The following is a 25,590-nucleotide window of genomic DNA, read 5'->3' as shown; positions in this document are numbered from 1 at the left end:
CTTCTTCCGTCTGTGCGCCGCCAGGGACTCGAACCCCGGACCCGCTGATTAAGAGTCAGCTGCTCTAACCAACTGAGCTAGCGGCGCCTGCTGACGTCGTAGACCTTAGCATCCTGATCGGCGGGAGGAAAAATCGATATCCGCACGTCGGCGGCGGAGGCGGCGCGGACCGCCCGGACGCAGGCCCAGAGCATGATCTCGGGCCCCGGGAGCCACGGGTGGCGGGTGTCGGGAGCGACGACCCAGCGGGGGCCGGTGGGCTGGAGCGGGGAGAGCGGGGGGATGGTCACGGCGTCACCGGTGCCGTGACAGAGCGGCGGGGGCACGGCGTCGCCCCACTCCTCCCAGTCGAGCAGGGCCGGTAACCGCTGGGCGGTTCCCGGGGCGGCGAAGAGCAGCATCCGGCCCCGGTGGAGGGCGACGGGACCGGTGCCGGGGCCTTCCGACCAGAGCTGGTCGAGCATCCGGCGCCCGAAGATCGTGTCCACGTTCACGACGTCGAAGACGGTCCCGCAGGGGAGGACGGCGGGGGCGGTGGGCCTCGCCTCCCAGAGCGCGAGCGTGGAACGCGGGTACGAGGCGGCGGAGGCGAGCCAGCCGGCTCCGTCGGCCGTGACGTGGGCGGTGTGGTGCCGCCCCTCGTCCTGCTCGCGGAGGAACCGGAAGATGTCGGACCGGTCGGTCGGGGATTCGTCTCGCAGCCATGCGCTCATGGAGCCAGATCTACCGGGAGTGACGGTGCCGTTTCCCAGGGTTGCCGAAAACCCGGACAGGGAGGTGAGGGGAGGAGTATCTTTCGCCCCGGCATATGCCCCCGGGTGGTGGCGGAGGCGCGTCCACGAGGCATGCCGGGCGGGCGGTGCGGCAAGGTCCGAAGGCTCAGGAACGGGCCATGGGCGATGGCCCCCCGCGCGGGCCGTGGAAGCGGGCCCGTGGGCTTCGGACCTCCGGGCTCAGTCCTCCGGCGCGTGGTTGCCCTGGCGGATCAGATCGCGGCCGAACTCGATCATCTTGCGGGCGTAGTCCTCGGTCCACTCGGCCCGCTCGGCGACGTCCGCCGGCGTCAGCCGGTCGAACCGCCGCGGGTCGGTGAGCTGGGCCGCCGCGATCGCCTGGAACTCGATCGCCCGGTCCGTCGCCGCGCGGAAGGCGAGCGTCAGCTCGGTCGCCCGGGCGAGCAGCTCGCGCGGGTCGTCCATCGACTCCAGGTCGAAGAAGTGCTCGGGGTCGGCGGTCGCCTCGGCAGGCTCGAAGATCAGCGGTGCGGGCCGGAGCCGCCGCTGCCCGTTCCGCTCCGCGGATTCCGCCATCGTCCTTCTCCTCCTCGCACACACACGGCCCGGACACCCGGGCCGTCGTCTCCCATTGTCCCGCCTCGCGCAAGAGGGCGCGGACCCGTCAGCCGTCGAGCCCGCGCAGAAACACCGTGAGCCCGCCGAAGAACTCCCGGTCGGCGTCGATCCCGCGCGCACGGCGGCCGGCCTCCGCCATGTACGGGAAGCGGTCCTGAGGCAGCTCGGAGATGACCACCGTGCCCGCGCCGGACAGCGAGCCGAGGTGCTCGAGCTGGATCGCCCCGACGACGTACGACAGCAGTCCGCGCAGGGCGACGACCCGCCGCTCGCCCTCGACGCCCGCCTCGGCGAGGAGGCCGAGGACCGTCTCCGACCAGCGCAGCAGTCCCGGCAGTCGGTGCCGGTGGGTGACGGTCAGCGGGACGGCGGCGGGATGGGCGCGCACGCTGTCGCGCAGCCGCCGGACCATGGTCTCGACCCGCTCGCGCCACGGGCCGTCCGCGGCGGGCGGGCTGGGATCGACGGAGCTCAGCACTCGCTCGACGACGAGCCCCTCGAGTTCGTCGCGGTCGGCGACGTACCGGTAGAGCCCCATGGTGCTCAGTCCGAGCTCCTTGGCGACGGTGCGCATCGAGAGGCCGGCGAGCCCGTCGCGGTCGATGACGGCGAGTGCGGCGGCGGCGACCTGGTCCTGGGTGAGAGAGCGCGGGCGTGGCATGACGGTTGACAGCGTACGCCTTACGCCTACCCTGTTAGGAGTACGCCGTACGCCTACGAGAGAGGTGCTCATGCGCATGCCCGGAGGATTGTTGCGGCCCGGCTCCCTCGCCCCCGTCCGCACGCTCGACCCGCTCCTCGGTCCCCCGGTGGCCGTCCCGGACCCTGACCGGCTCATCCATCTGCAGTTCCGGCGCTTCGCCGGCTGTCCCGTCTGTCATCTGCACCTGCGGTCGGTGGTACGGCGGCACGAGGAGATCGAGGCGGCCGGCATCCGCGAGGTCGTCGTCTTCCACTCACCGCCCGGGGAGCTGCGGCCGCACCTGGAGGGCCTGCCCTTCCCGGTCGTCGCCGACCCCGACAAGCTGCTGTACACCGCGTTCGGGGTGGAGTCCATGCCCCGGGCCCTGCTCTCCCCTCGGGCGTGGGGGCCGATGGCCCGGGCCGTTCTCCTCGGCACCTGGGGAATGCTGCGCGGCCGCGAGAAGCCGCCCGTACTCCGTCCGAACGGCGGACGGCTGGGCCTGCCCGCGGACTTCCTGATCGGGAGCGACGGCCGGATCGTCGCCGCGAAGTACGGCGAACACGTCGACGACCAGTGGGCCGTGGACGAACTCCTCGCCCTCGCCTCCGCCGCGACAGCCGGGACGGCCGCGACCGTCGGTGGGTCAGGGGCGCCAGGTGATCCGGTGCTCCGCGAGGTGTGAGAGGACCGCGTGGTTCGCCTCCCAGCCGTCCGGGAACTTCACCGTCACGCCCAGCTGGACCGGCTCCGTCGACGGATGTTCGTCGAGCAGGTCCGCGACGCCCGCGCGGCAGACCACGACGCAGGCGTGGCGGTGGCGGGAGGCCAGGACGCACAGGCGGCCCGTCTCCAGATGGAAGGCCGTGGCGTCCGGGCGGCCCGACAGGGGGTGGAGGACCACCGTCACGTCGTACTCCCGGCCCTGGAGACGGTTCGCGGTGTCCACGGTCACCCCCACGACACCCAGCTCCGCCAGCGCCGCCCGGACCGCCGCCGCCTGGTCGCGGTGGGCCGTGCCGACCGCGATCCGGTCGGCTGTGAGCGGCACGGGGTCGGGGCCCCGTTCCGACACGGCGGCGCCGCCCCGGTCCAGGAGCCGGCGCACCACCAGTGCCACCGCCCGTACCGCCTCCGGGTCCGTGCGCGGGGTGTGCCGGGCCGGCAGTTCGAGCAGGCCCCACCCCGACGCGGCCGCCTCGTCCAGGACCCGGTCCGGGCCCGAACCGTCCGAGGCCACCCCGAACGTGAGCCGCCGCTCCCCGTGGCCCGTACCACTGCGGAACGGCGTGTACGGATAGAACGCGTCGGACACCAGCGGCGCCGCCGACGCCGGAAGCCGCCACGACACCGGCAGCCGGTGCTGGGGCAGCTCCGGATTGTGGGCCAGGAGGGTGGAGACCGCGCTGGCGGAGGGGTCGTACGAAAGCCCCGCCCACTGCTCCGCGCCGACCACCGAGAAAGGATCCAACTGCCCAGGGTCGCCGACGAACAGCGCCCGCTCGAAGAGCCCCGCCACCGCGAGCAGCGCGTCCGAGCGCATCTGGTACGCCTCGTCCACGATCGCGTGCGCCCACGGCTCGACGTTCTTCACATGCGCCCACTTCGCGGCCGTCGAGATGACCACGTCCAGACCGGCCAGATCGCCCGCCTTCGACGACTTCCGTACGTTCTCCAGGTCGTCGAGCGCCTTGTCGTAGGGGTCGCTGTCGTTGGAGTGCAGCCGGCCCACCGGAAGGTCCGGCTGCTTCTCCGCGAGCCGCAGCACCAGATCGTCCACCTGCGCGTTCGTCTGCGCGACGACCATCAACGGCCGCCCAGCGGCGGCCAGTTCCAGCGCCGCGCGCACCACCAGCGTCGACTTGCCCGCGCCCGGCGGGGAGTCCACGACGACTCCGCGGGCGCTGCCGTGCAGGGTGTCGGTCAGGATGCCGTCCGTCGCACGGGCGGCCTCGGCGGAAGGATCGAAGGTCACAGCACGTCCTCCGTGGTCACGGCGTCGGGCAGTTCGGCGGCGTCGGAGCGCGGAGGTCCGCCGTGCGTCCAGGGCGTCTCCTCCGGGTCCGGCAGCTTCGCGCCCACCCGCTGGTCGTGCTCGAACAGCGTCCAGGCGATCCGCTCGCCCTTCTCCGGCACCGACCCCTCCGCCGGCTCCTTGGACCGCCCCATCCGGTCGGTGATCCGCAGCACCAGCGAGCCGTCCTCCTCGTACCGAACGAACTCCGCCGTCTGCGGCTTGCCCTCCAGCGAGCGGTACACCTTCATCCGGTCCCCCAGATGCGGCCGGTCGTCCGTGCGGACCGTGAGCAGCGGGCGAGGCGAAGGCCGCTTCGACTCCGACCAGGCCATCGTCACGTCCACCACCTCGGCGACGAACGCCTCGCCCGAGAGCCGCCGCCCGGCGAGCACCAGCGGATCGTCGAGGGCCTCCTGCGCCTCCAGCTGCCCCTGCGCGGACTCGCGCGCCGCCAGCTTCTGGGCCGCCGTCACCGCGTCGTCCCGGCGAGGCTGCGGCGGTTCGCCGGCCACGACCCGGTCGCGATGGCCGGTGAAGGACCAGCGGTCGCGCGTCCAGCGGTCCGCCACCCGCGCCCCCTCCGGCAGCTCCCGCAGCAGGTCGAGCGACCGCCACACCGCCTCCCAGGTCGGCTTCAGCTGGGAGACGATCAGACGGCGGATCTCCCGCTCCGCACGGTGCAGTTCACCGAGCCGCTCGTCGGCGCCCTCCCCGTCCTCGGCCGACGCCAGCGCCTGCCGGGCCCGGTCGAAACGCTCGATCGCGGGCGCGAGCAGCCGGTTGTCGAAGGCCGGGTCCGTGGCCGGGCCGGCCGGTGGGCAGAGCAACTGCCCGTCGCGGTCCCGGCCCAGCTCGGCCCGCAGCGCCGCCTCGGCACCGGACCTTCCCTCCGGGGGATCGATCCAGGCCAGCAGCGCCCCCAGGTGCTGGTCCTCCAGGGAGGACTGGCCCGTCGCCCAGTGCCGGTTCAGCAGATCCGTCGCCGACAGCAGCAGCGAGGAGCCCGGCACCCGGGCCCGCTCCCCGAAGTGCGTCAGCCAGCGGCCGAGGAGCGGCACCCGCGGCGGCGCCGGGAACGGCGTCTCAGGATCCTGCTCGGCCGTCCGCCGGAACCGCATCGACCGCCCGAGCAGCCGTACGTACTCGATGCCCGCCCGGCTCGGCACGATCAGCTGCGGCGCGTCCGCGCACAGCTCGACCTCGACCTTCACCTTCTTGCCGGTCTCCGGATCGGTCTCGTTCCTCTCCGCCGCCTCGACCGCGTCGGTGAACGAGTCGATGTACGGCAGGACCTCCCCGGCCAGGTCGGCGAGGAACGCGAACCGCAGGTCCCGGTCGCGGGGCTGCGCCACGACGAGGAGACGCGGCTCCTCGCGGTCGGACCCGACCAGGGCTCCGAGCGGGGCACCCGCCTCACCCGCCGTGGTCAGCGGCACGAGGACGAGGGGCCGGTCCGACAGATGCCGGTGCCGGACGGTGGCCAGCGGCCGGGCCAGCCCCGACTCGACGGCCTCCAGACGGGCGAGGGTGGAGATCAGCGACATGCCGGGGCCTCTCCGGTGGCGCGCGGGTGTGTGGTCAGCAGGGGCATTCGACGGTCTCCCTCGGAGCCCGCGCGGGCGCGTACGCCAGCGCCTCCGCCCGAAGCGCCGCCGCCCGGCGTACCGCTTCCACGGTCGGATCGTCCGGGTCGCCCGCCTCGCCGCGAGCCACCGCCAGGACCTCCCCGATCGTCGTCAGCCCGCCGAGCTCACCGCGCACCGACCGGCCCAGCGCCTCCACCGCGCCCGCGAGGCGCGCCCGCTCCCGGCAGTGGAAGGCCAGCTCACACGCGGACAGGCACTCCGGCGCGTACGCGTGCGGCACCGCCTCCACGGCCTCCGCCAGCTGCTCCGCCGAGCACCCCTCCACATCGAAGGTGACACCCTCCGGCAGGGCGTCCGCGATCTCCTCCACACGGGTCAGCCGGGCCAGCTGGCGACGGGTCACCGACAGCTGCTTGCGCACGTCCACCACGGAGGCGGTCGGCAGGTTGGAGAAGTCCTTCGGGCAGACCAGCAGCACCGAGTGCGCCACCGCCGCGCCCTGAGTCAGCGCCGCCACCCGCTCCAGGGCCAGGACGTACACCGCCGCCTGCCGGGCGGCCGCGCCGACCTTCGAGGCGTCCGCCGAACCGTCGATCATCGGGAAGGACTTGATCTCCACGACCGTCCACCGCCCGTCGGGGTGGACCACGACCGCGTCCGGCTCCAGATAGGCCGGGGAGCCCGCCACCTCCAGGGCCAGCATCGGGTGGTCGAGCAGCGTCCACCCGCCGGCCCCGGTCGCCTCGCGCAGCGCGAGCGCCGTGCGGGCCGCCCGTCCCTCGGGCCCGGCCGCCGCCAGATCCGGCACCCGCACCGTCCCCGGGTCGTCGATCCCGAGCAGTCGCAGCAGCTCACGGCCGCCGTCCGCCTTGACCTTCGCCTCGAAGGCGTTGCCCCGCATGAACGCGAACTGAGACTGGCCGAACGCCGCCGGCGCGCCGAGCTTCGACGCCAGCGCGCTCTTGTCGACCCCGGCGCCGTCGAGCAGCGCGCGCCGCCGGCAGCCGGGGTTGGCGGCCAGGGCGGCCAGCGCCCGCGCATCCAGCGGGTGCGGCACGGCGGCCGGTCCGCGCAGCTCGGCGAGCCGGTGCCGGAGTGTCGTCTGCGGAGGCCGAGGAGCTCCGCTGCCCAGGGATTCGCTCACCCGCGGAAGTCTCGCATCCGCCACTGACAAGTGGGGCCCGCCCGGGACGAAGCACTCGGTCCGCGAGCCCCGTCGCGGGCGCGGGTGAGCAGCGGACCGAGCCCCGTCGCGGCCGCCTCCGGACGCGGCCGCGGGGCGGGGGCGACGGAGGGTCGCCCGGGCGTTGCCCGTCGTTCACGTGGGCGATGATGGGGGGAGCACCCGCTTGTGAACCCGAAGTACCCCAGGGAGAGCCTCCATGGCACCGCGCATCCTGCTCGCCCGGCACGGCCAGACCGAATGGTCGCTGCTCGGACGCCACACCGGCAGGACGGACATCCCCCTGCTCGACGAGGGCCGGCGCGGCGCGAAGCTGCTCGGCGAACGGCTGCACAGGGCGCCGTGGAACGGCCTGCCGGAGCTGGAGATACGCACCAGCCCGCTGGCACGCGCGCGTGAGACCTGCGACATCGCCGGCTTCGGCGAGCGGGCTCGGGAGTGGGACGCGCTGATGGAGTGGAACTACGGCGCGTACGAGGGCCTGACCCCGGCCCAGATCCAGGACCGCGCCCCGGGCTGGCTGCTCTGGCGAGACGGCGTCCCCGAGGGGGAGACCCGGGAACAGGTCTCGGCGCGCGCCGACGAGGTCGTGGAGTGGGCGCGGTCGGCGGACCGGGACGTGCTCGTCTTCGCGCACGGTCACATCCTGCGGACGATCGGCGCGCGCTGGCTGGGCGAGGACATCTCCTTCGGCTCCCGCATCCGTCTCGACCCGACCAGCCTGTCGGTCCTGGGCTGGGCCTACGGCGCGCCCGCGGTCGAGCGCTGGAACGACACGGGGCACCTGGAGTAGGGGCCTGCGGGCCCGCCGCCGGGACCGGAGTCGGGAGAACGACATGGGGCACCTGGAGTAGGGCCTCCGGGCCCGCCGCCGGGACCGGAGTCAGGAGGTCGTCGCCAGGACCCTCTGGGTCGCCGCCAGCATGCGGCGGATGCGGGACGACTGGACCTCGCCCAGCGCGTCCACCACGCGCCCGGCTTCCTCCGCAGCCTCGTCCCGGCGGCCCGCGTGGGCGAGGTCGCTCGCCAGCTGGGCGCGGTAGAGGGCGAGGTTGCGGGCGAAATGGGGGTTCTGCAGGACCGTCGCGCGGTGGGCGTGGCGGGCCGCGCGGCCCCAGTCGCCCAGCGCCGACCAGCACTGGGCCTCCAGCGCCTCCAGCTCCGGCTCCCCGAAGAAGGACATCCACTCCGGGTCGCTGTCGACGGGGCCCCGGGCGAACAGGCCATGGGCGCGGCCGAGGGCCTGTTCACAGGCGGCCCGGTCGCCGAGCCCCGCCCACGCTCCCGCCTCCCGCAGGGTGAGCAGCGAGAGCAGCCGGGCCGAGTTGAGCGGCTGCGCCGCGCGCAGCCCCGCCTGGGCCGCCCGGATCGCCTCCCGGTACCGCCCCGCGTCCCTGGCCAGGAACGACGTGTTGCAGAACGCGTGCGCCTCCAGGGCCGGATCACCGGCCACGCGCGCGGTGGCGAGGGCCTCGGCGTAGTGGGAGCGGGCGTCGTCGAGGCGGCCCGAGTCGTGGGCCAGCCAGCCGACGGAGATGGCCAGTTCGCCGGCGCCCGCCTGCAGCCGGTCCTCGGTGGAGCGGCGGGTCGCGGTGCCGGCGTCGAGCAGGGCGTAGGCCGCCCGCAGCGGCTGGGCGGCCGCCTTGTAGAGCCCCTCGGCGCCGTGCCGGTCGTCGAGCAGCCGGATCCGCCGGACGGCTTCCTCGACGGCCCTCACCTCCGTCTCGCCGATCCTGTGGGTTGCGCGAGGGGCGGGGATCGCGGCGGCCGTGCCGCCCAGTCCCAGCGAGGCGGCCGCCACGGTGGCGGTGCCGCTCGTCATGAATGCGCGACGCAGCACGTCGCTCTCCTCATCGTTCCGGGTCGTGATGGCGGGCGCGAGCGGTGCCCCGGCCACGACGGCGGACCGTCGGCCGCGTACCGTCTCCCGCGCCGAGAAGCCCAGGTCCGCCAGGCCCAGACCGGGGAACATGTGCAGGAACACCCGCTCGTACGCGTAGTTGGGGCAGCGGATCTCGCCCGCCTCCACGCGTCCGATGTAGCGGGCGTCGCAGGCGACCTGCTCGCCGATCTCCCGCGCGGCCCGGCGGACCGCGGCGGCGAACTCCGCCGGTGACTGCTGCCCGCGGAGCCTGCGAAAGGCGAGATTGGGAACTGCCCGTGACATCGCCATGGCCGAGCCCTCTCCTGGTGCTGCCGGTGTTCCGGCGGGGCAAGAACGTACCTGCTGTGACCGGGCGCACACGCGGAGTTTGGCTACAAATCGGATATCTCGCTTGAGATCTGCCATGAACTGCCATCCTTTGCGGCGGCGTGCCGCCGTAGCCGTTGACGCGCAGGGGCGTTGAACCATGCGGAGAGACGGAACGTGTCTTCTCAGGAGCGAGGAGGGGTCCCCATGGTGGAGATCGGATCGCAGTCGACCGAGCGGCACGCGCCCACCCCGGAAGCCGGCACCCCGCACGGCGAGGTCTGCGACCTGGTGACCGTGCCCGTACGGCAGGGGCTGGAGGCCGTCGACATCCTGCGCCGGGGCGGCGCTCCGGTGGTCGGCCCGGTGCTGCACGACGGGGCCTGCCACACCCTCGGCTTCCTGGTCCCGCCCGGTACGGCGGAGGGCTGGGACATGCCGGGCAGCGCCTGTACGCAGACGTCGGGCCGCGGCCTTCGCATCCCCGAGCTGCCGGAGCTCCCCGAACCGGCCGCCGGCGGCGCGCGACCCGCGAGCTGGCTGCTGCCCCCCGGCGACGCGGGCGAGGTCACGGATCCGGCGGTGCTCCGCGAGGCCCTGGGCCAGGCGGCCCGCCTGATCGAGGCGGCCGACGGCTGCCGCTGAGAGCCGACCGCCGGATCGTCCGGGCCCTGGGCCCGCCGCCCCGGGCGCGATGACGGGCTCTGACCTCCGGCCCGGCTTCACGATCGGCACTGTGGTGCCGCGCCTGACGACGGGGCCTGACCTCCGGCCCGGCTTCACGATCGGCACTGTGGTGCCGCGCCCGGCAACGGGCTCTGACCTCCGGCCCCGCTTCACGGTCCTCGGCCCGCGACGCCGCGCCTGACGACGGCCTCGCGCCCCCGCCAGGGCTCGGCGGGCAGCGTTTCCTCGCGAGTGCCGATAATGGGGGGCGTGGCCAGGAACAAGCAGCGAGGACGGGTGGCGGGCGCCGTCGCCGTCGTCGAGACCGTCGACGGCGGGCTCGCGGAGCTCATACCCGACCGGGAGCGGCCGCGCGGCTGGACGCTGCTGATCGACGGCGCACCGCAGTCGCACGTCGACCTCGACGACCCGGCCCATCTCTCCTTCGAGTACCAGCGTCGCCTCGGCCACATCGCCGACCTCGCGGCCCCGCCGAACCGGCCCGTCCAGGCGGTGCACCTCGGCGGCGGAGCGTTCACGCTCGCCCGCTACATCGCCGCCACCCGGCCCCGGTCCACCCAGCAGATCGTGGAGCTCGACGGTCCGCTGGTCCAGCTGGTCCGCCGCGAACTGCCCCTCGACGCGGCCGCCCGCATCCGGGTCCGCTCCACCGACGCCCGGGCCGGCCTCTCCAAGGTGCAGGACGGGTGGGCCGACCTGATCATCGCGGACGTGTTCAGCGGCGCCCGCACCCCCGCGCATCTGACCAGTACGGAGTTCCTCGCCGAGGTCCGCCGGGTCCTGAAGCCCGGCGGTTTCTACGCCGCCAACCTCGCCGACGGGCCGCCGCTGACCCACCTGCGCGGCCAGATCGCGACCGCCGCCACCGTCTTCACGGAACTGGCGCTGACCGGCGACCCGACCGTGCTGCGCGGCCGCCGCTTCGGGAACGCCGTGCTGCTCGCCTCCGACCGCGAGCTCCCCGTGGCGGAGCTGACCCGACGGGTGGCGACCGACCCGCACCCCGGGCGGGTCGAGCACGGCAGGGCGCTCGCCGACTTCACCGGTGGCGCGTCCCCGGTCACCGACGCCAGCGCCAAGCCCTCTCCCGTACCGCCGGCGTCCGCGTTCCGCTAGCGGTCCGTACGTCAGCGGTCCTCGATCTCCACGCGCGGCGCGGTGTCGTGCCACACGCAGAAGACCGACAGCTCGCGATCGTCCTTGGTGAACGTGACCCGGATCCAGGTCGGCTGCTTCCAGACCTGCATCTGCCAGCCCGACGCGGGGGTCGCCGAGACCAGCTCCGCGGAGCTCGGGCCGAGGTCGAAGACGACCCGGCCGCCGTCCACGGCGTAACTCTTCACGTCGCCGCCGTCGGGGCTCCGCTTTGTGGTGGGCTTCGACGCGGTCGGCGCGCGTGACGGTGTCGGGGCCGGGGGCGTCGTGGGCCTGTCGCTCGCGCGGGGCTCGGCGCTCGGGGAGGACGGGGGCGTGCTGGGGCGCCGGGTGGAGGAGGCGAGCGGGTCACCGGCCCCGGCGGGCGGTGCGCCGGTGCTGCCGGCCGGGATGGGCAGGGCGCGGGGCGGGTCGTAGGCCGTGCCGGCCAGTACCGTGTGCACGCCCCACCACGAGAGCGTGACCGCCGCGCCGGTGGCGAGCGACCACGCCATGGCGTGAACAAGTCCTCTACGCATCCGGGCCATACTGCACCACCGTTCGCACCGGTCCACCGGAGGGTGGAGCTTCCCTCGCGTTCCCCCGTATGGCGTACGGTGCGGGCCATGGCAAGTGTGCTCGTGGTCGAGGACGACCAGTTCGTACGCTCCGCCCTCATCCGGCATCTGACCGAGGCCTCCCACACCGTACGGAGCGTCGGCACGGCCCTGGAGGCGCTGCGCGAGGTCGCCCATTTCCGGTTCGACGTGGTCATCCTGGACCTCGGACTGCCCGATCTCGACGGGTCCGAGGCGCTGAAGATGCTGCGCGGGATCACCGACGTACCGGTGATCATCGCGACGGCACGGGACGACGAGACGGAGATCGTGAGGCTCCTCAACGACGGCGCGGACGACTACCTCACCAAGCCCTTCTCGGTGGAGCACCTCTCCGCGCGGATGGCCGCCGTGCTGCGCCGGTCGCGGGCCGCCGTGGGGGAGGCGCCGCCGTCTCGGGTGATCCGGGTCGGCGGTCTCTCGGTCGACCCGCTGCGGCGCCAGGCGGAGCTCGACGGGGCCTCGCTCGACCTGACCCGGCGGGAGTTCGACCTGCTGGCCTTCCTCGCCGGCCGGCCGGGGGTCGTCGTGCCCCGCAAGGAGCTGCTGGCCGAGGTGTGGCAGCAGTCCTACGGGGACGACCAGACCATCGACGTACATTTGTCATGGCTGCGGCGGAAATTGGGTGAAACGGCCGCCCGTCCCCGCTATCTGCACACGCTGCGCGGCGTGGGCGTCAAGCTGGAGCCGCCCCGGGAGACCCAGCCGTGAGATGGGCGCTCGTCAAGGTGTCGCTGGCCGTCACCGTCATGGTCGTCGTCGCCTTCGCGGTACCGCTCGGGCTCGTCGTCAGGGAGATGGCCAGCGACCGCGCCTTCTCCAACGCCGAGCGGCGCGCCGCCGGTCTCGCTCCGGTGCTCGCGATCACCACCGACCGCGAGGAGCTGGACCGGGCCGTCGCCACCACCGAGGACGGGGCCACCGGGCGGATGGCCGTCCATGTCCCGGCCGCCGACGAGCCGGGTGGCAAGGCCCTGTTGATCGGGACGCGCAGGGCGAGCGAGGAGGACCTGCGGACCACCCGGAAGCTGGGCCGGGCCACCGTCGCCGAGGTCCCGGGCGGCTCGGCGCTGCTCCAGCCCACCGCCCTGAGCTCCGGCCGGGTCGCGATCGTCGAACTCTTCGTCCCCGAGGGCGAGGTGTCCAACGGCGTCGCCACCGCCTGGCTGATCCTGGCCGGGGTCGGCATCGCACTGATCGTCGGCTCGGTCGCCGTCGCCGACCGGCTCGGCGTACGGATGGTCCGGCCAGCCCAGCGGCTCGCCGGCGCCGCCCACGACCTGGGCGAGGGCAAGCTCGGCGCGCGCGTCCCCGAGGAGGGGCCGCCGGAGCTCAAGTCGGCCGCGGTCGCCTTCAACTCCATGGCCGACCAGGTCGTCCAGCTGCTCGCCAACGAGCGCGAACTGGCCGCCGACCTCTCCCACCGGCTGCGCACCCCGCTGACCGTGCTCCGGCTCAACACGGCCTCGCTCGGCTCGGGTCCGGCCGCCGAACAGACCCGGGCCGCCGTCGAGCAGCTGGAGCGCGAGGTCGACACCATCATCCGCACGGCGAGGGAGGCCAAGCCGCAGACGCAGGCGACCGGCCCCGGCGCCGGCTGCGACGCCTCCGAAGTCGTACGGGAGCGGATGGAGTTCTGGTCCGCGCTCGCCGAGGACGAGGACCGCAAGGTACGGGTGGCGGGCGTCGAGCGCCCGGTGCGCATCCCGGTCGCCCGCCCCGAACTCGTCGCCGCTCTGGACGCGTTGCTCGGAAACGTCTTCCGTCACACCCCCGAGGGCACCGCCTTCTCCGTGGACGTCCACAACGGCGACGACGCCGTCATCGTCCTGGTCTCCGACGCCGGGCCCGGCATCACCGACCCGGCGGCCGCTCTGGCCCGGGGCAACAGCGGCCATCGCGACGGCTCCACCGGCCTCGGCCTGGACATCGTGCGCCGGATGGCCGAGTCCACCGGCGGTGACGTCCGCATCGGCCACTCGGTCCTCGGCGGCACCGAGGTCCGCGTCTGGATCGGGCTCGACGGCCGGCGCTCGGGCGGTACGGGGGGCCGGCGCGGGCACCGGGTGGGCCGCCGCAAACGGGGCGGGCCGGGCGTCCGCAGGGCCTCGGAGGGCTGAACCTTTCGCCCTCCCGATGCCTTCCTTAAGCGGAGCCTAAGAATCCCGAACCCTGGTCTCCTCGTACGCAATTGTCCGTTTCCCCCTCGCTAGCGTGCTGCCGCACCCCAACCTCCACTCCCGGCACACAGAGGCAGGCACGCGATGGGCACCAGTTCGCACCGGCGCAGGGCGAGCGGCAGGACCAAGGCCGTCGGCGCGGTCGTCGCGGCGGCGGTGATCGGCGGCGCGGTCCTCGCGCTCACCGGCACCGCCCAGGCGGCGGCCGTCGGCGCCGCCTACACCAGGACCAGCTCCTGGGCCGGCGGTTACACCGGCCAGTACGTCATCACCAACGAGACCTCCACGATCCAGTCGGACTGGACGCTGGAGTTCGACCTGCCCGCCGGGACGACCGTCGGCTCCCTGTGGAACGGCGAGCACACCGTCTCCGGCCGCCACGTCACCGTGAAGCCCGCGAGCTGGAACAAGCGGCTGACCCCCGGCCAGTCCGTCACCGTCGGCTTCGTGACCTCGGCCTCCGGCGAGGCCGGCGACCCGGCCGACTGCCTGATCAACAAGGCCACCTGTTCGGTCGGCGGCGCCACTCCGACCCCGAGCGGCCGCCCCACCGGGCAGCCCACGGCCACCGCCGCGCCGACGTCCTCAGCGACACCCACCGCGTCGGCCACGCCGAGCCGGCCGGCCACCCCGACCGCGTCCCCGAAGCCCACCGCGACCGCCACCGGGTCCCCGGGTGCCGCAGCCACGTACGCGCCCTACATCGACACCTCCCTCCACCCGTCGTACGACATGCTCGCCACCGCCGCCGCGACGGGGGTGAAGGAGTTCAACCTCGCGTTCATCACCTCCGGCGGCGCCTGCGCCCCGCTGTGGGGCGGGGTCACCGGCCTCGCCGACGACAAGGTCGCGGCCCAGATCGGTGCCCTGCGGGCCAAGGGCGGCGACGTCCGGGTCTCCTTCGGCGGCGCCGCCGGCCATGAGCTCGCCCTGAACTGTGCGACCTCCACCGATCTCGCCGCCGCCTACGGCAAGGTCGTCGACCAGTACGAGCTCACCAAGGTGGACTTCGACATCGAGGGCGCGGCCCTGCCGGACACCGCCGCCAACACCCGCCGCTCGCAGGCCATCGCCCAGCTCCAGAAGTCCCACCTCGGCCTGAACGTCTCCTTCACCCTGCCGGTCATGCCCGAGGGACTGACCCAGCCGGGTGTCGACCTGCTCGCCGACGCGCGGAAGAACGGTGTCCGGGTCGACGCTGTCAACATCATGGCGATGGACTACGGACCGGCCTACAGCGGTGACATGGGCCAGTACGCGATCCAGGCCGCGACCGCCACCCAGGCCCAGATCAAGGGCGTCCTCGGCCTCTCCGACGCGGCCGCCTGGAAGGCCGTCGCCGTCACCCCGATGATCGGCGTCAACGACGTCACGACCGAGATCTTCAAGGTCGACGACGCCACCCAGCTGGTGGACTTCGCGAAGTCCAAGGGCATCGGCTGGCTGTCGATGTGGTCCTCGACCCGCGACAAGCAGTGCGCGGCCGGCGCCGTGAATCACGCGGACGCCACCTGCTCCTCGATCCTCCAGGAGCCGCTGGCCTTCACCAAGGCGTTCTCCGCCTACAAGTAGGGCTCGCCCAGGACCACCACGGTCCCCCCACACCGCGCGCCCCGGCCGGAGCCACCCCACCACCGGCCGGGGCGCGCACCTCATGGCGCAGCCCTCACCGCGCCTCCACCTCGCTCAGGAACTCGCCGATCAGCTTTCCCCACACCGCCGGGTTCTCGGCGAACGGCGCGTGGCCCGTGGCCAGTTCGGTCAGGCGCGCGCCGGGGATCCCGTCGGCGACCGTCCGGTGCAGGGTGGGGGCGACCAGCCGGTCCTCGGTCGTCGAGACGACCAGGGTGGGCACGGTCACCCGGGCCAGGTCGTCCCGGACGTCCGCCCGGGCCACCAGGTCCGCGTGCTCGGGCGTCCCCGCCGGGATCGACTCGCCCGTCAGCCGTACGACGCCCTCCACGACCTCCGGCGTCATCGGATCGAGCATGGCCGGGCTGAACACAATGGGAACGAGGAGACGGGCCACCAGCTCGTGCCGGCCGCTGTCCGCGAGGTCCCGCCAGAGCAGGGACGCCTGCCGCAGCGCGTGGTCGGCGTAGGCGAACGGCGCGGTCAGGACGAGGGCGGTCACCCGCTCCGGGTGCCGGGCCGCCGCCCGTATCGCGATCGTCGTTCCCAGGGAGTAGCCGCAGACGGCGAAACGCTCCACGCCCGCCGCGTCGGCGGCGGCCACCAGGCCGTCGGCCAGCGCGTCCAACTCCAGCGGAGCCGTGGCGCGCGGCGCGGCGCCCGTACCGGGCAGGTCGAATCCGACCACCCGGCGCCCCCCGGCGGCCAGCGCCTCCCGGATCGGGCCGTAGTTGGACTCGATGCCCCCGCCGGAGCCGTGCGCCAGCAGCAGCGCGCGGCCGGCCGCGTCCGCGCTGCCGTCCGCACTCCCGGCCGCCGTCACGGATGTCGTCCTGGACGTGGTCATGGAAAGGCCCCCGCATCTGTAGTGAGCGTTACGAAATAGCCGCCCCAGCATTCCACAACGCCTCCCGTGGGCGGCATTCGATGGGTGAACCCAGTCGAATGTCTTCGACTCTTCCCAGACCTTGACCGTGTTCAGACAGGCCCTCAATAGTGGGAGCGCTCCCACACCCACGTCCCCTGGAGGAGACCTCCATGCGCGCACGACGCCATCGGCTGGCGGGGTTCGCCCTCGCCGTCGGTCTGCTGGCGGCAGCGGCACCCCCGGCCGCTCACGCGGCCCGGGCGGACGTCCCGGCCTCCGCCCCGGCCGCCGCCGACACGTACACCTGGAAGAACGTCCGGATCGACGGCGGCGGCTTCGTCCCCGGCATCGTCTTCAACCGGACCGAGAAGAACCTCGCCTACGCCCGTACCGACATCGGCGGCGCCTACCGCTGGGAGCAGGCGACCAAGACCTGGACGCCGTTGCTCGACTCGGTCGGCTGGGACCACTGGGGGCACACCGGAGTGATCGGCCTCGCCTCCGATTCCGTCGACCCCGACCGGGTGTACGCGGCGGTGGGGACGTACACGAACGACTGGGACCCCGGCAACGGAGCCGTGCTGCGCTCCGCCGACCGGGGCGCGACCTGGCGGAAGACCGATCTGCCGTTCAAGCTCGGCGGCAACATGCCGGGCCGGGGCATGGGCGAACGGCTCGCGATCGACCCGCACCGCAACAGCGTGCTGTACCTGGGCGCGCCCAGCGGCAAGGGTCTGTGGCGCTCCACCGACGCCGGAGTCACCTGGTCGCAGGTCACCGCCTTCCCCAACCCCGGTGACTACCAGCAGGATCCGACGGACACCAGCGGCTACAACTCCGACCGGCAGGGCATCGTCTGGGTCACCTTCGACGAGTCCACCGGCTCGGCTGGGGCGGCGACCCGGACGATCTACGTCGGCGTGGGCGACAAGGAGAACGCCGTCTACCGCTCCACGGACGCCGGAGCCACCTGGACCCGGCTGCCCGGCCAACCCACCGGACACCTCGCCCACAAGGGCGTGCTCGACGCCCGCAACGGCTATCTCTACCTCGCCTACAGCGACACGGCCGGCCCCTACGACGGCGGCAAGGGCCAGGTCTGGCGGTACACCACGGCCACCGGCGAGTGGAAGAACATCAGCCCGGTCGCCGAGGCCGACACCCATCACGGCTTCAGCGGACTGACCGTCGACCGCCAGAAGCCCGGCACGGTGATGGTCTCCGCCTACAGCTCCTGGTGGCCCGACACCCAGATCTTCCGCTCCACCGACAGCGGCGCGAGCTGGACCAAGGCGTGGGACTACTCCTCGTACCCGAACCGCGTCAACCGCTACACCATGGACGTCTCGTCCGCGCCCTGGCTGACCTGGGGCGGGAACCCGGCACCGCCCGAACAGAGCCCGAAACTGGGGTGGATGACCGAGGCGCTGGAGATCGACCCGTTCGACTCCGACCGCATGATGTACGGCACGGGCGCCACGGTCTACGGCACCGAGAACCTGGGTCAATGGGACAGTGGCGGCACCTTCACCATCAAGCCGATGGTCCAGGGCCTGGAGGAGACGGCCGTCAACGACCTCGCGTCCCCGCCCTCCGGGGCCCCGCTGCTCAGCGCGCTCGGTGACATCGGCGGCTTTCGCCACACGGACCTCACCAGGGTCCCCTCGATGATGTACACCTCGCCGAACTTCACCTCCACCACCAGCCTCGACTACGCCGAGACCAACCCGAACACGGTCGTCCGGGCGGGACACCTGGACGGCGGCCCCCGGATCGCCTTCTCCACCGACAACGGCGTCAACTGGAGCGCCGGTCAGGAGCCTTCGGGCGTCACGGGCGGCGGCACGGTCGCGGCGGCGGCCGACGGCAGCCGCTTCGTCTGGAGCCCGGACGGTACGGGAGTGCAGACCGGCACCGGAAGTGCGTGGACGGCGTCCACCGGCATCCCGGCGGGCGCGGTCGTCGAGTCCGACCGGGTGGACCCGAAGCGGTTCTACGGCTTCAAGGCCGGGACGTTCTACGTGAGTACGGACGGCGGTGCGAGCTTCACCGCGAGGGCCACCGGCCTCCCGGCGAAGGGCAACGTCCGCTTCAAGGCCGTCCCGGGCCGGGCGGGCGACCTCTGGCTGGCGGGCGGGGCGGCCGACGGCACCTACGGCCTGTGGCACTCCACCGACGCGGGCACGACGTTCACCCGGGTCGGCTCCATCGAGCAGGCGGACACGATCGGCTTCGGCAAGGCCGCACCCGGCGCGACCTACCCGGCCCTCTACACCAGCGCGAAGATCGGCGGAGTGCGCGGCATCTTCCGCTCCACCGACGCCGGCGCGACCTGGGTCCGGATCAACGACGAGGCCCACCAGTGGGGCTGGACGGGCGCGGCGATCACGGGCGACCCACGCGTCTACGGGCGGGTGTACATCGCCACCAACGGCCGGGGGATCATCTACGGCGACACCGCCGGCAGCGGAGGCGACACCCCCACGGACCCGCCGCCCACGACCCGTACCTGCAAGGTCGCGTACAAGATCACCGGCCAGTGGCAGGGCGGCTTCCAGGCCGATGTGACCGTCACCAACACCGGCTCCTCCGCCTGGAACGGCTGGAGGCTCGCCTGGACCTTCCCCCACGGCCAGAGCGTCGACCAGGCCTGGAACGCCACCGTGACCCAGACAGCGGCCCAGGTCACGGCGACGAACCTCTCCTACAACGCCTCGGTGCCACCGGGCGGTTCGGTGAGCTTCGGGTTCAACGGCACCTGGTCGGGGACGAATCCGGCCCCGACCGGCCTCTCCTGTACTACGGGGTAGTGATCAGCGGACGCGGGGCGGTCCGCATACCGGCGCCGAGGTGGAAACTCGGGTGCGGGGGCTGGTTGTAGGCGGTGTTCTGCCAGGCCAGCCCCGTGCGGTACATCGTGTCGTGCAGCAGGGTCGTGATCCTCGTACCGGTCTCGTGCGGGGTGGAGTAGATCCGCAGCGCGCGATTGTCCGCCGTACGCCACACGACCTCCTCGCGCCAGTCACCGAGGATGTCACCGGAGAGCGCCGGAGTCGCCTTCGTACCGTTGTTGGAGGCGACCGAGGCGCCGGTGAGCAGCCGGGTCTCGCCCCCCGTGCCGTACTTGTCGATCCGGGTGCCGTCGAGCAGCTCGCGGGTGGTGTCGCCGTCCCACCAGTTCAGGAAGTTCGCCGACGAGGGCTCGCGGCCCTTGGCGGCTCCGGCCTCGTCCCGTATCGAGGTGTCGGACGAGGACCACACCTCGGCGCCGTCGTTCCCCGCCCAGATGTCCCCGGCGAGCCCGCGCCCGTTGTCGCAGCAGGCCGCGAGCTGCCAGCGGACCGTGCCGTTCGCCGGGTTGAGGTAGAGCGCGGAGGGCTGGGAGGACGTCTCCGACACCTTGAAGTACTCCAGGCCCGCAGTCGACGGGTCGAGGTCCCCGAGATGCTGGGCGTCACCGTGCCCGGTCCTGGTGGTCCACAGGCCGTTGCCGTTGTCGTCCACGGCCATCGACCCGTAGACGATCTCGTCCTTGCCGTCGCCGTCCACGTCACCGACGGACAGGCTGTGCGAGCCCTGCCCGTCGAATCCCTTGCCGGCGTTGGTGGAGGAGCTGCTGTCGAAGGTCCACCGCCGGGTGAACTGGCCGCCGCGCCAGTCCCAGGCCGCGATCACGGACCGGGTGTAGTAGCCGCGCGCCATGATGAGCGAGGGCCGGGCACCGTCCAGGTACGCGGTTCCGGCGAGGAACCGGTCGACCCGGTTGCCGTAGCTGTCGCCCCAGGAGGAGACCGTGCCGCGTGCGGGGACGTAGCCGGTGGTGCCCATCGCGGCGCCGGTGAGCCCGTCGAACATGGTCAGGTACTCGGGCCCGGCCAGGACGTACCCGCCGCTGTTGCGGTGGTCGGCGGACGCGCTGCCGATCACCGTGCCCCGCCCGTCGACGGTTCCGTCGGCGGTCTTCATGGCGACCTCGGCCCGGCCGTCGCCGTCGTAGTCGTACACCTGGAACTGGGTGTAGTGCGCGCCGGAGCGGATGTTGCGGCCGAGGTCGATCCGCCACAGCCGGGTGCCGTCGAGCCGGATGCCGTCGACGATCGTGTTGCCGGTGTAGCCGGACTGCGAGTTGTCCTTGGCGTTGGTCGGCTGCCACTTCAGTACGAAGTCCAGCGCGCCGTCCCCGTCGAGATCGGCGACGGACGCGTCGTTGGCCTCGTAGGTGTACGCCACCCCGTCGGGGGTGGTGCCGCCCGCCGGGGGAGTGAGGGGCACGTCCTTGTAGCCGGTGCGGAACTGGACGGCGTGGACGGAGTCACCTTGTTCCACGCCGCCGACGACGGCGCGAACGGTGTAGTCGGCGTGGCTGGGCGCGCCGGCGTGGAAGTAGTTGGTGGAGGCGGTGACGGGGGTGGCGTTGACCTTCGTACCGGCCCGGTAGACGTTGAAGGCGACGGTGTCAGGGTCGGTGCCCAGCCAGCGCCAGCTCACGAGGTTGCCGGTGCCGGTGTGGACGCTGACCACGCCCCGGTCGAGCCGTTCCGCCTGCCGCGCGGTGGCGGCGGCCGCCGTCCCGGGGGTGGTGACGGCGAGCCCGGCGGCGGCGAGGACACCGGCCATGAGCAGGGCCGGAAGGCCGCGGCGGCGAGCGGGGCGGGGTGGTTGCGGGTGCTGCACGAGTCCTCCTGCGGGGGAAGAGAGCCGTTGCGTACCCCACAGTCGCCGCCGCGCCGGGATCGGTTGCCCGGAAAACGCTCAAGGCCCCGGTTCCGAAGAACCGGGGCCTTGAGCCATCAGGGTGAGTAACGGGACTCGAACCCGCGACATCCTGGACCACAACCAGGTGCTCTACCAGCTGAGCTATACCCACCACGACCGGCGGTTTTCCCGAAGGTTTCCCCGACCGGCCGAGAAGAAGTCTACAGGGTCCGAGCGGGTGCTCGCGCCCGCATTACGTCGGGCGCGAGCGCGGGCTCATTCGGCCGGCAGGACGTGGCGCGCGGCGATCTGCTTGGCGGTGTCCGAGTCCGGGCCGGGCTGCGGGACGAAGATCGCCTCGCGGTAGTAGCGCAGCTCGGCGATGGATTCGCGGATGTCGGCGAGCGCACGGTGGTTGCCGCTCTTCTCCGGACTGTTGAAGTAGGCCCTCGGGTACCAGCGGCGGGCCAGTTCCTTGATCGAGGACACATCGACGATCCGGTAGTGGAGGTGGCTCTCCAGAGCGGGCATGTCCCGGGCGAGGAAGCCGCGGTCGGTGGAGACCGAGTTCCCGCACAGCGGCGCCTTGAGGGGCTCCTTGACGTGCTCGCGTACGTAGGCCAGGACCTGGGCCTCGGCGTCGGCGAGGGTGGTGCCGCCGGGCAGGGCGTCGAGGAGGCCGGAGGTCGTGTGCATCCGGCGCACGATCTCCGGCATGGTCTCCAGCGCCGCGTCCGGCGGGCGGATCACGATGTCCACCCCTTCGCCGAGCACGTTCAGTTCCGAGTCGGTGACCAGCGCGGCCACCTCGATGAGTGCGTCGTCCGTCAGCGAGAGCCCGGTCATCTCGCAGTCGATCCACACCATGCGATCGTTCATGCGTCCTACCTTATGGGTTCGGTCGGTGATCGGACCCGGCTCGTGGCCCGCCGTGCCGACGGGCGCCCAGGGGTGTCCCCGGGCGCCCGCCGTCTTGCGGTGCGCTGCTTGTGGCGCGCGGTCTACGGAGCGCTCCGCTGGCCCGGCAGGGCCGGGCGGCCGGCGGCGTACACGTCGGACTGCGGCTTGCCCTGTTCCATCGGGGCTCCCGGGCGCCGGACCGCGGAGGAGACCTGCGGGGGCACGACCGGGTCCATGACCGCCGTGGCCGTCTCGCTCTGCGGGCGACGGGCCCGGTAGGCGGCGCGGTAGGCGGCCGGCGAGGAGCCGAGCTGGCGCCGGAAGTGGCCGCGCAGCGCCACCGGGGAGCGGAAGCCGCAGCGGCCCGCGACCTCGTCGACGGAGTAGTCGGAGGTCTCGAGCAGTCGCTGCGCCTGCAGCACCCGCTGGGTGATCAGCCACTGCAGCGGCGCGGAGCCCGTCAGTGAGCGGAACCGGCGGTCGAAGGTCCGCCTCGACATGTACGCGCGGGCTGCGAGCGTCTCGACGTCGAACTGCTCGTGGAGGTGCTCCAGCGCCCAGGCGACGACCTCCGCGAGGGGGTCGGAGCCGATCTCCTCGGGTAAAGACCTGTCGAGATAGCGCTCCTGACCGCCGCTGCGCCGCGGCGGGACGACCAGCCGGCGCGCCAGGGCGCCCGCGGCCTCCGCGCCGTGGTCGGTCCGCACGATGTGCAGACAGAGATCGATTCCGGCCGCGGTTCCGGCGGAGGTGAGGACGTCGCCGTCGTCGACGAAGAGCTCCCGCGGGTCCACATGGACGGAGGGGTAGCGCTTGGCGAGCGTCGGCGCGTACATCCAGTGCGTGGTCGCGGGCCGGCCGTCCAGGAGGCCGGCGGCGGCCAGGACGAACGCCCCGGTGCACAGCCCGACGATCCTGGCGCCTTCCTCGTGCGCCCGGCGCAGCGCTTCGAGCGCCTCCGGCGGTGGCGGCGAGGTGATCGACCGCCAGGCCGGTACGACGACGGTGCCGGCCCGGCTGATCGCGTCCAGGCCGTACGGCGCGGTGAGTTCGAGCCCCCCGGTGGTCCGCAGCGGGCCCTCCTCGCCGGCGCACACGAGCAGCCGGTAGCGGGGCACCCCGGCGTCCTGCCGGTCGATTCCGAACACGGAGAGCGGGATGGAGCTCTCGAAGATGGGGCCACCGCTGAACAGCAGCACCGCGACGACTTCGCGACGGCGGCGCCCGGAAAGCTTCCGTGCGGCCTCCGGTGCGGCGGAGTCCTGGCTCATGACGCTAAGCCCCCCTCGGTGTTCGCGTCTCCCTGGTCCTGTCGCTCCTGCACGTTTCCCCTCGGTTTTGCACGAGACCCCAGTCTTCGATACTCATGATCGAATCTACTGCGTTCCGTGCCGCCGGCGTGACAAGTTCCCGATCCGGCACATTGTCGACAAGGCAACTTGGCGCGAAGCATTCGATCACGAAGCGTTCCACTCACGGGCCGCGCAGGGAAGTGCGCGTTCGGTGCATGGCCCGTCCCCGTAGGGTGCGCGGGTCCGCCCCGGGGCTTTCTTGCCTGGTGGCAACGGGGTTGGGGAGCCGTTCCGGCAAGGACTCGCCGACGTGTGGAAGTTGGCTGAAAACATACGGGTGTGGGTGTACGAACCTGTCAGCTCTACGGGGGGTTCGTCAGGTCGGGGCGGAGCGCGCCGGGCCGTCGTGGCGCGAGCACGGCCGCAGCGGGCCGCGTCAGCCCTGACGGTGACGCCGCCCGCCCGGTGAGCGCCGGGCGCGGCGCCCGGTGGCCTCGGCCCGCAGCCCGCGCTCGGAGCGGCGCAGCAGCACGCGGCAGACCGCCGTCACCGCGACGAGTCCCAGGGCCGCGCCCGCGGCGCCGCCCAGCGAGGTGCCGTAGACCACGAGGACGACCGGGACGAGCACGCAGCAGAAGACCGCCCAGCGGACGACGTCGCCCGCCGCTCCTCCGGTGCCCCTCGCTCTTCCCGTGGGCTCCGGCGTCACTCCCGCCGCCGGCGCCGTCGACGCCGGTCGGCCCGGCGCGCGGCGACGGCCGCGCGCCGGAGCGGGGACGGGGGGCTGGGCGGCGGTGGCTGCCGATGGTGCGGGCACGGGCGGTCTCCCTGCGACGGTGGCTGGACCAGTGGCAACGAGGAGCGGAACGTTCCGGTCACTGCCGAGGGCGTCCGTTCGGCCCCCGTACGGACACCTGTAGGACGCAACCGGCATTGCCATAACGGGACGGGCTCGTGCATGCTCCCTGGGGCGCCGTGCGATTGCCGCGCGCAGCACGGCCGGCTCTGGGCACGGGAGGAGTGTCGCCGTACCCTTGGGGGTATGGGCTTGGGAAGATGATTCCCGGACACAGCTCCGCCGCCAACCGTTGTTCCGTTCCCTTCCCAGAAGGATCTTCTTCGCCGAGACACCGATGGCCGGTCACGAATTCCCCGAACCCGCGGACCGCAAGCGCGTCGCCGACTCCACGGTGGACCCCTTGGCGGTGGAACAGCCACGTCACTCCTGTGATCCCGCGTTCCAGCACGGAGTGGTCGTCGGTTTCGACGGCTCGACCTCCAGCGAACGAGCCCTCGCGTACGCCATCGGCATGGCCCGCCGCTCCGGCTCCGGCCTGATCATCGTGCATGTCGCCAACCGGCTGCCCACCACGGTCTGGGCGGGTTGCGAGCCCCCCGTCTTCGTCGACGTGCCGGACCACCGCACCGAGGTGCTCGGCCTGGAGCTCGCCTGCGCGGACTACCTCTCCGAGGTCCCCTGGATCCTCGTCGAGCGTGGCGGCGACATCTGTCATGAACTGGAGGAGGTCGGCCGGGAGTACTCGGCCGACGCGATCGTGGTCGGCTCCACGCACGGCATCGTCGGCCGGATCTTCGGCTCGGTGGCCGGACGGCTCGCGCGCCGCGCCCAGCGGCCCGTCGTCGTCATTCCGTAGCACCGCCTCCCCTCAACTGCCTTGGCTCGGCAATAAATTCGGCCATCCTCAGGTGAATTGTGCGCTTGTGAAGGGTAGATAAGGGTCACCGGAACAAAGCGGCCCAAGCAGCACAACTGCGCATCTGAAGGGAGCCCGCCGTGGACAATGACGTCGCCGCGGGAAACACCACCTCCATGCTCGGCCAACTCGCACTCGGACTCACTCTGCTGGCCTTCGGGCTCGGCGGCACCGGTGTGATCGACAACGTCGCGGCGTCCGACGCCGCAGCCCTCGCCACCTGGGTCGGCGGGGTGGCACTCTTCCTCGCCGGCCTGCTCGCCCTGCACGCGGGCAACGGCGGCACCGGCACCGCCTACGCGGCGCTCGGCGCCTTCTGGTTCACCTGGGGGACCGGGGTCGGCGGCGGCGCGTCGGCCGAGGCGACCGGGCTCTTCCTGCTGCTGTGGGCGCTGTTGGCGCTCACGCTGACGCTGGCGGCCTCGGGCAGCGGTCTGTTCGGGCAGGGCGTGTACGGCCTGCTGTTCGTGGCGCTGCTGCTGCTCGGCATCGGCGCACTCGCCGGCAACGGCGGTCTCGCCAAGGCGGGTGGCTGGGTCGCCGCGGTCGCGGGCCTCGCGGCCTGGTACGGCGCCACGGCGGCGGTGGCCCACTGGCCGATGTCCCTCGGCCGCGCACGCCGCGGCGCCCCGGCCGCCGGCTGACGCGGGCACGCAGGGGGTCCGGCGAGTGAGCCGAAGGGCGCCGCGGGTGTCGAAAGGGAGAACGCGCGCAGGTCCCGAGGAACGAGGGACCGGGCGGGGGTACCTCCCACGCCCCAGGGCGTAGGGGGCGACCGTCGACACACGCACCAGGCGCCCGGAGGTGAACCACCGGGCCGGCTGACCCGAGAGCTCCCGACACGCAACGGCACCAGATC

23 protein-coding genes, 2 tRNA genes and 1 pseudogene are annotated in these 25,590 nt (G+C 73.0%); 10 read left to right on the top strand and 16 right to left on the bottom strand.

All coding sequences use genetic code 11. From position 1 onward, the window contains the following. Positions 1 to 13 precede the first annotated feature (13 nt). From ABZY12_RS32885 to ABZY12_RS32870, 4 genes are all read right to left on the bottom strand, one after another. Positions 14 to 87 (bottom strand) — tRNA-Lys (locus ABZY12_RS32885). Beyond that, positions 78 to 713 (bottom strand): bifunctional DNA primase/polymerase, encoded by a 636-nt coding sequence (locus ABZY12_RS32880; protein ID WP_356896862.1) that lies wholly within the window; start codon positions 711 to 713, stop codon positions 78 to 80. Before ABZY12_RS32880 ends, ABZY12_RS32885 begins: the two co-directional genes overlap by 10 nt. Before the next feature lie 240 nt (positions 714 to 953). After that, positions 954 to 1,310 carry a hypothetical protein gene (locus ABZY12_RS32875; RefSeq protein ID WP_356896860.1) on the bottom strand — a complete coding sequence of 119 codons (357 nt, stop codon included), beginning with the start codon at positions 1,308 to 1,310 and terminating at the stop codon, positions 954 to 956. 88 nt (positions 1,311 to 1,398) lie between these two features. Beyond that, positions 1,399 to 2,013 carry a TetR/AcrR family transcriptional regulator C-terminal domain-containing protein gene (locus ABZY12_RS32870; protein ID WP_356896858.1) on the bottom strand — a complete coding sequence of 205 codons (615 nt, stop codon included), beginning with the start codon at positions 2,011 to 2,013 and terminating at the stop codon, positions 1,399 to 1,401. A gap of 76 nt (positions 2,014 to 2,089) precedes the next feature. On the opposite strand from ABZY12_RS32870, the gene ABZY12_RS32865 reads away from it, so the two are divergent. Beyond that, positions 2,090 to 2,719: a peroxiredoxin-like family protein gene (locus tag ABZY12_RS32865; RefSeq protein ID WP_356896856.1), complete on the top strand. Its 630-nt coding sequence runs from the start codon at positions 2,090 to 2,092 to the stop codon at positions 2,717 to 2,719. On the opposite strand, the gene ABZY12_RS32860 is transcribed toward ABZY12_RS32865, so the two are convergent. The 4 genes and pseudogenes from ABZY12_RS32860 to ABZY12_RS32845 all read right to left on the bottom strand — a co-directional run. Further along, a complete protein-coding gene (locus tag ABZY12_RS32860) occupies positions 2,681 to 4,009 on the bottom strand; it encodes an AAA family ATPase (protein ID WP_356896854.1) in 1,329 nt (442 codons plus the stop codon). The two genes, ABZY12_RS32865 and ABZY12_RS32860, sit on opposite strands and share 39 nt — an antisense overlap. Further along, positions 4,006 to 5,595 carry a hypothetical protein gene (locus ABZY12_RS32855; RefSeq protein ID WP_356896852.1) on the bottom strand — a complete coding sequence of 530 codons (1,590 nt, stop codon included), beginning with the start codon at positions 5,593 to 5,595 and terminating at the stop codon, positions 4,006 to 4,008. The genes ABZY12_RS32860 and ABZY12_RS32855 overlap by 4 nt, the downstream gene beginning before the upstream one ends. 34 nt (positions 5,596 to 5,629) lie before the next feature. Further along, positions 5,630 to 6,781 (bottom strand): hypothetical protein, encoded by a 1,152-nt coding sequence (locus ABZY12_RS32850; protein ID WP_356896850.1) that lies wholly within the window; start codon positions 6,779 to 6,781, stop codon positions 5,630 to 5,632. Then, a pseudogene (locus tag ABZY12_RS32845) lies at positions 6,747 to 6,897 on the bottom strand (PAP2 family protein); the annotation flags it as partial. The gene ABZY12_RS32850 and the pseudogene ABZY12_RS32845, both read right to left, overlap by 35 nt. Before the next feature lie 122 nt (positions 6,898 to 7,019). Here ABZY12_RS32845 and ABZY12_RS32840 point away from each other — a divergent pair. Continuing rightward, positions 7,020 to 7,613: a histidine phosphatase family protein gene (locus tag ABZY12_RS32840; protein ID WP_356896848.1), complete on the top strand. Its 594-nt coding sequence runs from the start codon at positions 7,020 to 7,022 to the stop codon at positions 7,611 to 7,613. Positions 7,614 to 7,703: 90 nt separating this feature from the next. On the opposite strand, the gene ABZY12_RS32835 is transcribed toward ABZY12_RS32840, so the two are convergent. After that, a complete protein-coding gene (locus ABZY12_RS32835) occupies positions 7,704 to 8,993 on the bottom strand; it encodes a tetratricopeptide repeat protein (protein ID WP_356896846.1) in 1,290 nt (429 codons plus the stop codon). 225 nt (positions 8,994 to 9,218) lie between these two features. Between ABZY12_RS32835 and ABZY12_RS32830 the strand changes: the two genes are divergently transcribed. Next, positions 9,219 to 9,656: a hypothetical protein gene (locus ABZY12_RS32830; protein ID WP_356896844.1), complete on the top strand. Its 438-nt coding sequence runs from the start codon at positions 9,219 to 9,221 to the stop codon at positions 9,654 to 9,656. Positions 9,657 to 9,938: 282 nt separating this feature from the next. Continuing rightward, complete coding sequence (locus ABZY12_RS32825; protein ID WP_356896868.1) at positions 9,939 to 10,814, top strand: fused MFS/spermidine synthase; 876 nt, start codon at positions 9,939 to 9,941, stop codon at positions 10,812 to 10,814. Positions 10,815 to 10,825: 11 nt separating this feature from the next. Here ABZY12_RS32825 and ABZY12_RS32820 read toward each other — a convergent pair whose 3' ends face one another. Beyond that, a complete protein-coding gene (locus ABZY12_RS32820) occupies positions 10,826 to 11,380 on the bottom strand; it encodes a hypothetical protein (RefSeq protein WP_356896842.1) in 555 nt (184 codons plus the stop codon). A gap of 78 nt (positions 11,381 to 11,458) precedes the next feature. Between ABZY12_RS32820 and ABZY12_RS32815 the strand changes: the two genes are divergently transcribed. From ABZY12_RS32815 to ABZY12_RS32805, 3 genes are all read left to right on the top strand, one after another. Beyond that, positions 11,459 to 12,160 (top strand): response regulator transcription factor, encoded by a 702-nt coding sequence (locus tag ABZY12_RS32815; RefSeq protein WP_356896840.1) that lies wholly within the window; start codon positions 11,459 to 11,461, stop codon positions 12,158 to 12,160. Beyond that, on the top strand, positions 12,157 to 13,569 hold the full coding sequence (locus ABZY12_RS32810) for a HAMP domain-containing sensor histidine kinase (protein ID WP_356896838.1): 1,413 nt from the start codon (positions 12,157 to 12,159) through the stop codon (positions 13,567 to 13,569). Before ABZY12_RS32815 ends, ABZY12_RS32810 begins: the two co-directional genes overlap by 4 nt. 144 nt (positions 13,570 to 13,713) lie before the next feature. Continuing rightward, positions 13,714 to 15,201 carry a cellulose binding domain-containing protein gene (locus tag ABZY12_RS32805; RefSeq protein ID WP_356896836.1) on the top strand — a complete coding sequence of 496 codons (1,488 nt, stop codon included), beginning with the start codon at positions 13,714 to 13,716 and terminating at the stop codon, positions 15,199 to 15,201. A 94-nt stretch (positions 15,202 to 15,295) separates the two neighbouring features. On the opposite strand, the gene ABZY12_RS32800 is transcribed toward ABZY12_RS32805, so the two are convergent. Beyond that, on the bottom strand, positions 15,296 to 16,108 hold the full coding sequence (locus ABZY12_RS32800) for an alpha/beta fold hydrolase (protein WP_356896834.1): 813 nt from the start codon (positions 16,106 to 16,108) through the stop codon (positions 15,296 to 15,298). Positions 16,109 to 16,299: 191 nt separating this feature from the next. Here ABZY12_RS32800 and ABZY12_RS32795 point away from each other — a divergent pair, with 191 nt between their 5' ends. Then, positions 16,300 to 18,939, top strand: coding sequence for a cellulose binding domain-containing protein (locus tag ABZY12_RS32795; protein WP_356896832.1), 2,640 nt, complete (start codon positions 16,300 to 16,302; stop codon positions 18,937 to 18,939). Here ABZY12_RS32795 and ABZY12_RS32790 read toward each other — a convergent pair. The 5 genes from ABZY12_RS32790 to ABZY12_RS32770 form a co-directional block, all read right to left on the bottom strand. Then, a complete protein-coding gene (locus ABZY12_RS32790) occupies positions 18,929 to 20,746 on the bottom strand; it encodes a rhamnogalacturonan lyase (protein ID WP_356896866.1) in 1,818 nt (605 codons plus the stop codon). The two genes, ABZY12_RS32795 and ABZY12_RS32790, sit on opposite strands and share 11 nt — an antisense overlap. Before the next feature lie 177 nt (positions 20,747 to 20,923). Further along, positions 20,924 to 20,996, bottom strand: a tRNA-His gene (locus ABZY12_RS32785). A gap of 104 nt (positions 20,997 to 21,100) precedes the next feature. Next, positions 21,101 to 21,703, bottom strand: coding sequence for an oligoribonuclease (gene orn, locus ABZY12_RS32780; protein WP_356896830.1), 603 nt, complete (start codon positions 21,701 to 21,703; stop codon positions 21,101 to 21,103). A gap of 122 nt (positions 21,704 to 21,825) precedes the next feature. Then, positions 21,826 to 22,995, bottom strand: coding sequence for a helix-turn-helix domain-containing protein (locus tag ABZY12_RS32775; RefSeq protein ID WP_356896828.1), 1,170 nt, complete (start codon positions 22,993 to 22,995; stop codon positions 21,826 to 21,828). 457 nt (positions 22,996 to 23,452) lie between these two features. Continuing rightward, entirely contained in the window at positions 23,453 to 23,725 is a 273-nt protein-coding gene (locus tag ABZY12_RS32770; RefSeq protein ID WP_356896864.1) for a hypothetical protein, read from the bottom strand. Positions 23,726 to 24,149: 424 nt separating this feature from the next. On the opposite strand from ABZY12_RS32770, the gene ABZY12_RS32765 reads away from it, so the two are divergent. Next, positions 24,150 to 24,671 carry a universal stress protein gene (locus ABZY12_RS32765; RefSeq protein WP_356896826.1) on the top strand — a complete coding sequence of 174 codons (522 nt, stop codon included), beginning with the start codon at positions 24,150 to 24,152 and terminating at the stop codon, positions 24,669 to 24,671. Positions 24,672 to 24,811: 140 nt separating this feature from the next. Then, entirely contained in the window at positions 24,812 to 25,375 is a 564-nt protein-coding gene (locus ABZY12_RS32760; RefSeq protein ID WP_356896824.1) for a GPR1/FUN34/YaaH family transporter, read from the top strand. The last annotated feature ends 215 nt before the right edge of the window (positions 25,376 to 25,590 follow it).

It is taken from the genome of Streptomyces sp. NPDC006551 (genome assembly GCF_040611675.1).
Classification (GTDB): Bacteria; Actinomycetota; Actinomycetes; order Streptomycetales; family Streptomycetaceae; genus Streptomyces.
This window is presented reverse-complemented; position numbering and strand designations above follow the sequence as displayed.